Genomic DNA, 5,847 nt, shown 5'->3' with positions numbered 1-5,847 from the left:
TATCAAGGGCAACCTGCAGGTACGGTGCATCCCAGAGCCGGGGAACCTTGAATCCCATGACCGCATGTGCAGCCCGATCCTTCTCATGAAGCAGGGTTTTCTCGTCTGGGAACTGTTCAAATGCACGGTTAAGAGCCAGTTTAACAGCACCATAATTGTACCGGTAGATCCGGTTGTAATCCTTGGCTTCAGGACTCAGGAACGCACTTGCCAGAATGACCAGATCATTGAGATCCTGCCCGGCGAAGACGCCTTCCTCAACACAGTCTGCAACTGCTTTGGCAACTGCAGCCTGAACCGGACCAAACATCTGAGTAACCTGTGCACCAGACTTCAGGGTCACCTTTGGAATGACCAGCGTTGCAGGCTTGGTGAGCAGGTTCGGTCTGATAACTGCAAGAAGAGGGGTATGACCGGCTGACAACTGGGAGAGAGAGTTGGCAAACGCAGTACCAACCGGCCCGTTCTTATCACCGATGATAAGATCAATGTGGGCCAGTTCAGCACCGTCGCCAATGAGGGCTTCGCCTATAAGATACATCTGTATACCTTCTGCGTATATATCGGCTATTGATCTATAAGACACCTGTCGCAACAGAAGTCCTTCAGATATGTATTGAAGAATCCAGAATAACTATCAACAAAAGTCAGATCAGTTAAAAACGTGGGGTCGGTGAGATTTGAACTCACGATCGACAGGTCTCTCCGTTATGCTTCCAAGCATCAGTGCTCCAACGGATCATCACTGAATCAGAAGACCCATTTGTCATCATCTGCCGGAATACAAAGACCGCTGGAGCCTGTCGCCATGCCGGACTAGGCCACGACCCCCTGTGCTCGTATAGGTAATTCATCTACAGACTTAAGACTTATGATCATACCGATCAATACGAAACAGCGCGAGGGATAAATCTACTCAGGGATTAGTAATATGCAATGGTTGAGCAAAAAGCGCCTGAGCTGAGCTACTCATGCGGTATATCTGACAACCCGCTCTTGGGAGTCACCATAGGAGAGATGCTGGATCAGGTCTGTGCACGTCATCCTGATACGGAAGCTTTGGTTGCACCGTTTCAGGACATACGTCTCACCTACCGCCAGTTCAGGGACGAGGTTGACAAGATCGGCCGCGGTCTGATGGCAATGGACATCAATAAAGGGGACCGGGTAGGAATCTGGGCTATGAATTATGCCGAGTGGATAATGGTCCAGTTTGCTACCGCAAAGATCGGGGCAATCATGGTCAATATCAACCCGGCTTACCGGACGTTTGAACTTGATTACTGTCTCAAGCAGTCTGAAATTAAACTGATCATTATTCAAGGCAGATTTAAGACATCTGACTATGTAGGCATGTTCTACGAGTCCTGCCCTGAAGCGTATGAGTCACGCCCAGGGAGAATTCTATCAGAAAAGTTTCAGTTCCTTAAAACTTAAGTATTTATTGGTAAAATCAACTATAACGGAATGTTCAACTGGGATGATCTACTAAAACAAGGTGAATATATCAGCCCTGAAGAACTCAGGGAAAGGGCTGATTCGCTGAACTTTGATGATGCAATTAATATTCAGTATACTTCAGGCACCACCGGATACCCAAAAGGTGTTGTACTCACCCATCACGGGGTCCTTAATAACGGGTACATGATAGGCAAAGGGATGGGTTTTACTGAAAAAGACCGTCTTTGCATCCCGGTTCCATTCTATCACTGTTTCGGCATGGTACTCTCCAATATGGCCTGCGCATCAAATGGAGCTACCATGGTCATCCCTGCACCTGCCTTCGACCCTGAAGAGGTACTGAAGACCATTGAGGCAGAACGGTGCACGGCAGTACATGGGGTTCCGACTATGTTTATCGCCGAACTCAACCATCCAAACTTTTCAAAATATGATCTTCGCTCGCTCCGGACTGGAATCATGGCTGGATCCCCCTGCCCCATTGAAACCATGAAGGAGGTCTCATCCAAGATGCATATGTCTGAGGTTGTGATCGTGTACGGACAGACTGAGACCTCTCCTGGTGTAACCATGACCACCACCAAGGATCCTCTGGATAAACGGGTTACCACCGTAGGAAGAGTCTTCCCGCACACCGAACTCAAAATTATTGACCCTGATACAAAGAAAGTCGTGGCACTCGGTGAGATCGGTGAAATCTGTGCCCGTGGATACATGTCCATGCGGTGCTATTACAACAACCCCACCGCCACCAGACAGGCCAAGGATGAACATGGCTGGGTTCACACCGGTGATCTCGGTTCGTTTGATCCGGAGATGTTCGTACATATCGAGGGCCGTCTCAAGGATATGGTCATCCGTGGAGGGGAGAATCTCTATCCCAGAGAGATTGAAGAGTTCCTGCATCAGAACCCAAAGATATCTGATGTGTATGTCATCGGAGTTCCTGATGAGAAATACGGCGAAGAACTCATGGCATGGATCATCCTGAATAAAGGAGAGACCATGACAGAAGCCGATGTCCGTGAATATTGTGAGGGAAAAATTGCCAGGTTTAAAATCCCACGATACTACGCATTTGTCGAGACAGTACCGATCACGGTGTCAGGGAAAATTCAAAAGTTCAAGATGAAAGAGATGGCAATCGAGATGCTTGGCCTCCAGGCAGTGGCTCAGATCAAAACTGCCTGATCATTACCACTTTTTTATTAGAAATTCGCGTGTCACTAAATAACAAGGGTTATGAGTTTTTGAGCCCAATCAATAGCCAGTTACTCTGGAAACCGGTTGGTGAGTGAGTACAATAAGGTGCCTGATTTATGTTCTGGGACAAAGCAATGGAGACGATCAGTCAGGCCGATCTACATGAACTCCAGATAAAAAGGCTTCGGGAGACAGTAGAGCGGTGTGGCAATATCAGTTTTTTCAAGGAGAAATTTCGGGAAGCAGGGATAGGACCAGGAAGTATCAAAAATCTTGAAGACCTGCAGAAACTTCCCTTCACCAAGAAGAGTGATCTCAGGGCTGGTTACCCATTCGGCTTTTTTGCGGTTCCAAAACGCGAGGTTGTCAGAATTCACACCACGTCAGGAACAACCGGCAAACCAACTGTTGTCGGATACACCCGGGGAGATCTGGATACATGGTCAGGTCTCATTGCCCGTAACCTGACGATGGTCGGGCTGACTGCAGATGATGTCTTTCAGAATATGGTAAACTACGGGATGTTCACCGGTGGACTCGGATTCCATTACGGATCTGAAAAAATAGGAATGACCACTATCCCGAGTGCAACAGGGAATACGAAGCGCCAGATAGAGATGCTTCATGACTTTGGAGTTACAGTCATTCATTGTACTCCAAGTTATGCTCTCCACCTTGCTGAAGCTGCTGAAGAGATGAATGCTGATTTATCATGCCTAAAGACCGGCATATTCGGGGCAGAACCCTGGTCTGATGCGATGCGGCGTGATCTTGAGCTGAAACTCGGAGTAGAGGCATTTGACAGTTATGGGATGAGTGAACTCTACGGGCCTGGAGTAGCGTTCGAATGCAAAGAGCACGACGGGCTGCATATCTGGCATGACAGTTATCTGGTAGAGATCATCGACCCGAAGACCGGGGAGCAGCTCGGTCCCGGAGAACGGGGTGAACTGGTGGTGACCCCCCTGGTCAAAGAAGCCATGCCACTCATCCGATATCGGACCGGTGACATCACCATGATTCTTGAGGATGAATGCTCATGCGGACGGGGACCGAAACTCGCCAGATTCACGGGAAGAAGTGATGATATGCTGGTAATCAGAGGTATCAATGTCTTCCCGAGCCAGATCGAACATGTACTTCTTGAGATCCCTGAGGTGGGCAACCACTATATGGTATATGTGAACCGTGTGAACCATATGGATGAGATGACGATCGATGTGGAAGTGGCTCCGGGATATTTCAGAGGCGAACTGGCTGATCTCAAAAAATTACAGGGGAAGGTAGTGAAGGCACTCAGAGATGTTCTTGAAATCAGGACAACGGTCAGGCTGGTTGAGCCGGGGACGCTACCCCGGTTTGAAGGAAAGTCAAAACGGGTAATTGATCAGCGGGAGGCACTCTGATGCACAGCTGGAATCCCCGGATTGAAGAGATGCCACCAGAAGAACTTAAAAAATTCCAGTTTAAACTGCTCAAGACGCTGGTATACCGGGTTTACAGTTTCTCATCCTTTTACCGGAACCGGATGAAAGAAGCGGGAGTTCACCCTGATGATATCACCTCACTTGAGGACATCACAAAACTCCCATTTATGGAGAAGAAAGATCTCCGTGACAATTATCCGGACGGCCTCATCGTGAGTGATAAGGAGGAACTGGTCAGGTACCATGTTTCTTCAGGGACAACCGGAAAGCCAACGGTTGTCGGATACACCCAGAAGGATATCAATAACTGGGCCGAGTCCATCGCCCGCGGTCTTGCTTCAGCCGGAATCGGGAGAGGAGACGTAATGCAGATCAGTTACGGATACGGGCTCTTTACCGGTGGACTTGGCGCTCATTATGGTGCGGAACGGGTTGGTGCAACCGTTCTGCCGACATCGGTAGGAAACACCGAACGCCAGGTCGAACTGATGCGGGACCTGCGGGTAACTGCCATCGCTTGTACGCCATCCTATCTGATCCATATCGGTGAAGTGGCAGAGAAGATGGGGATCTCGATTAAAAATGATACCCTGCTTCGGAAGGCAATCGTAGGGGCAGAACCGTGGAGTGAACAGATGCGGATCCGAATCAAAGACTGGCTTAATGTAGATGCCTATGACATCTATGGAACCAGTGAACTATCAGGCCCGCTTTTTAGTGAATGCGAACAGCAGCAGGGCGCTCATCTCTGGGGCGATCTGATCTATCCTGAAATTCTTGACCCGGATACCCAGAAACCTCTCCCTCCCGGACAGGAGGGTGAACTGGTTGTCACCATGCTCCAGAAAGAAGGGCTCCCAATCATCAGGTATCGTACCGGGGATATTGCCGCCCTCAATCCTGAACCATGCCCCTGTGGACGGACCTCACCTCGTCTGAAGCGACTGACAGGCCGGGTAGACGATATGCTGATCATCAGAGGCATTAATGTCTTCCCCTCCCAGATAGAACATACGCTGCTGGGAATTCCGGAGATCGGCAAGCACTTCATGATTGAGGTGGATCGTACCGGAGCTCTGGACGATATGCTTGTCAAAGTCGAGATTGCAGGAGATTCATTCTCTGATAAGATCACCGATCTGATGAAGATCAGAACAAAGGTGGAACGGGCCCTGCATACCTCGCTCAATGTAGCGGTAACGGTGGAACTGGTAGAGGCAGGATCTCTGCCCAGATTTGAGGGTAAGGCTAAGAGAGTAATTGACAGGAGGACGTTGTGAATGAACTGTGAGAAGTATATTATCAGGCAGATATCGCTTTTCTCTGAGAACAAACCAGGCAGACTCGCTGCAATGGCAAAAGTATGCCAGGAAGAGGGGATCAATATCCTTGCATTCTCGATTGCTGAAGCTGATGGATTCGGAGTTATCAGAGCACTGGTTAACAACCCGGATCTGGCTCACCAGAAACTGACCGCACTCGGATTCAACGTTGCCTTTACCCATGTGATCGGGGTTGAGATGAAAGATGAGCCCGGTGGTCTTTATGAGATTGCCTCCAAACTGGCAGCTGCAAAGATCAATATCGAGTATTCATATGCATACTCAGGGAAAGACCGGGCAGTGCTTATCCTGCGGGTTGATCAGGTAGAAGAAGCAATCCGTCTGTTACTTGACAATCATTTCACCATCATCGCATCTTCAACAATTCACTAACCTTTTTTTCAGCGATACCTTATTAGCCAGCATCTCCTATT

Annotated in this window: 4 protein-coding genes, 1 tRNA gene and 1 pseudogene; 4 read left to right on the top strand and 2 right to left on the bottom strand. The window is 48.9% G+C overall.

The features are described 5' to 3' along the window. Together LUQ50_RS05560 and LUQ50_RS05555 are read right to left on the bottom strand one after the other, a co-directional pair. On the bottom strand, window positions 1–541 hold a 541-nt coding region (locus LUQ50_RS05560), incomplete at its 3' end, for a bifunctional 5,6,7,8-tetrahydromethanopterin hydro-lyase/3-hexulose-6-phosphate synthase (protein WP_300037417.1). 124 nt (window positions 542–665) lie between these two features. Beyond that, window positions 666–831, bottom strand: a tRNA-Trp gene (locus tag LUQ50_RS05555). Between the two features lie 105 nt (window positions 832–936). Between LUQ50_RS05555 and LUQ50_RS05550 the strand changes: the two are divergent. The 4 genes and pseudogenes from LUQ50_RS05550 (at window position 937) to LUQ50_RS05535 (ending at window position 5,806) form a co-directional block, all read left to right on the top strand. Then, a pseudogene (locus LUQ50_RS05550) lies at window positions 937–2,652 on the top strand (AMP-binding protein). A gap of 128 nt (window positions 2,653–2,780) precedes the next feature. Then, window positions 2,781–4,070 carry a phenylacetate--CoA ligase family protein gene (locus tag LUQ50_RS05545; RefSeq protein WP_300037414.1) on the top strand — a complete coding sequence of 430 codons (1,290 nt, stop codon included), beginning with the start codon at window positions 2,781–2,783 and terminating at the stop codon, window positions 4,068–4,070. Next, window positions 4,070–5,371, top strand: a complete 1,302-nt coding sequence (locus LUQ50_RS05540) for a phenylacetate--CoA ligase family protein (protein WP_300037411.1) — start codon at window positions 4,070–4,072, stop codon at window positions 5,369–5,371. The genes LUQ50_RS05545 and LUQ50_RS05540 overlap by 1 nt, the downstream gene beginning before the upstream one ends. Continuing rightward, complete coding sequence (locus LUQ50_RS05535; RefSeq protein ID WP_300037408.1) at window positions 5,372–5,806, top strand: ACT domain-containing protein; 435 nt, start codon at window positions 5,372–5,374, stop codon at window positions 5,804–5,806. Window positions 5,807–5,847: the final 41 nt, after the last annotated feature.

The sequence above is a fragment of the Methanospirillum sp. genome, from assembly GCF_028679455.1.
In the GTDB taxonomy this organism is placed as follows: domain Archaea; phylum Halobacteriota; class Methanomicrobia; order Methanomicrobiales; family Methanospirillaceae; genus Methanospirillum.
The sequence above is the reverse complement of the archived record's forward strand: the minus strand, read 5'-3'. Positions and strand labels throughout refer to the sequence as shown.

Excerpts from the sequence above, each read along its gene's own strand:
- LUQ50_RS05545 (WP_300037414.1), top strand. The coding sequence starts at position 2,781 with ATGTTCTGGGACAAAGCAATGGAGACGATCAGTCAGGCCGATCTACAT.
- LUQ50_RS05540 (WP_300037411.1), top strand. The coding sequence starts at position 4,070 with ATGCACAGCTGGAATCCCCGGATTGAAGAGATGCCACCAGAAGAACTT.
- LUQ50_RS05535 (WP_300037408.1), top strand. The coding sequence starts at position 5,372 with ATGAACTGTGAGAAGTATATTATCAGGCAGATATCGCTTTTCTCTGAG.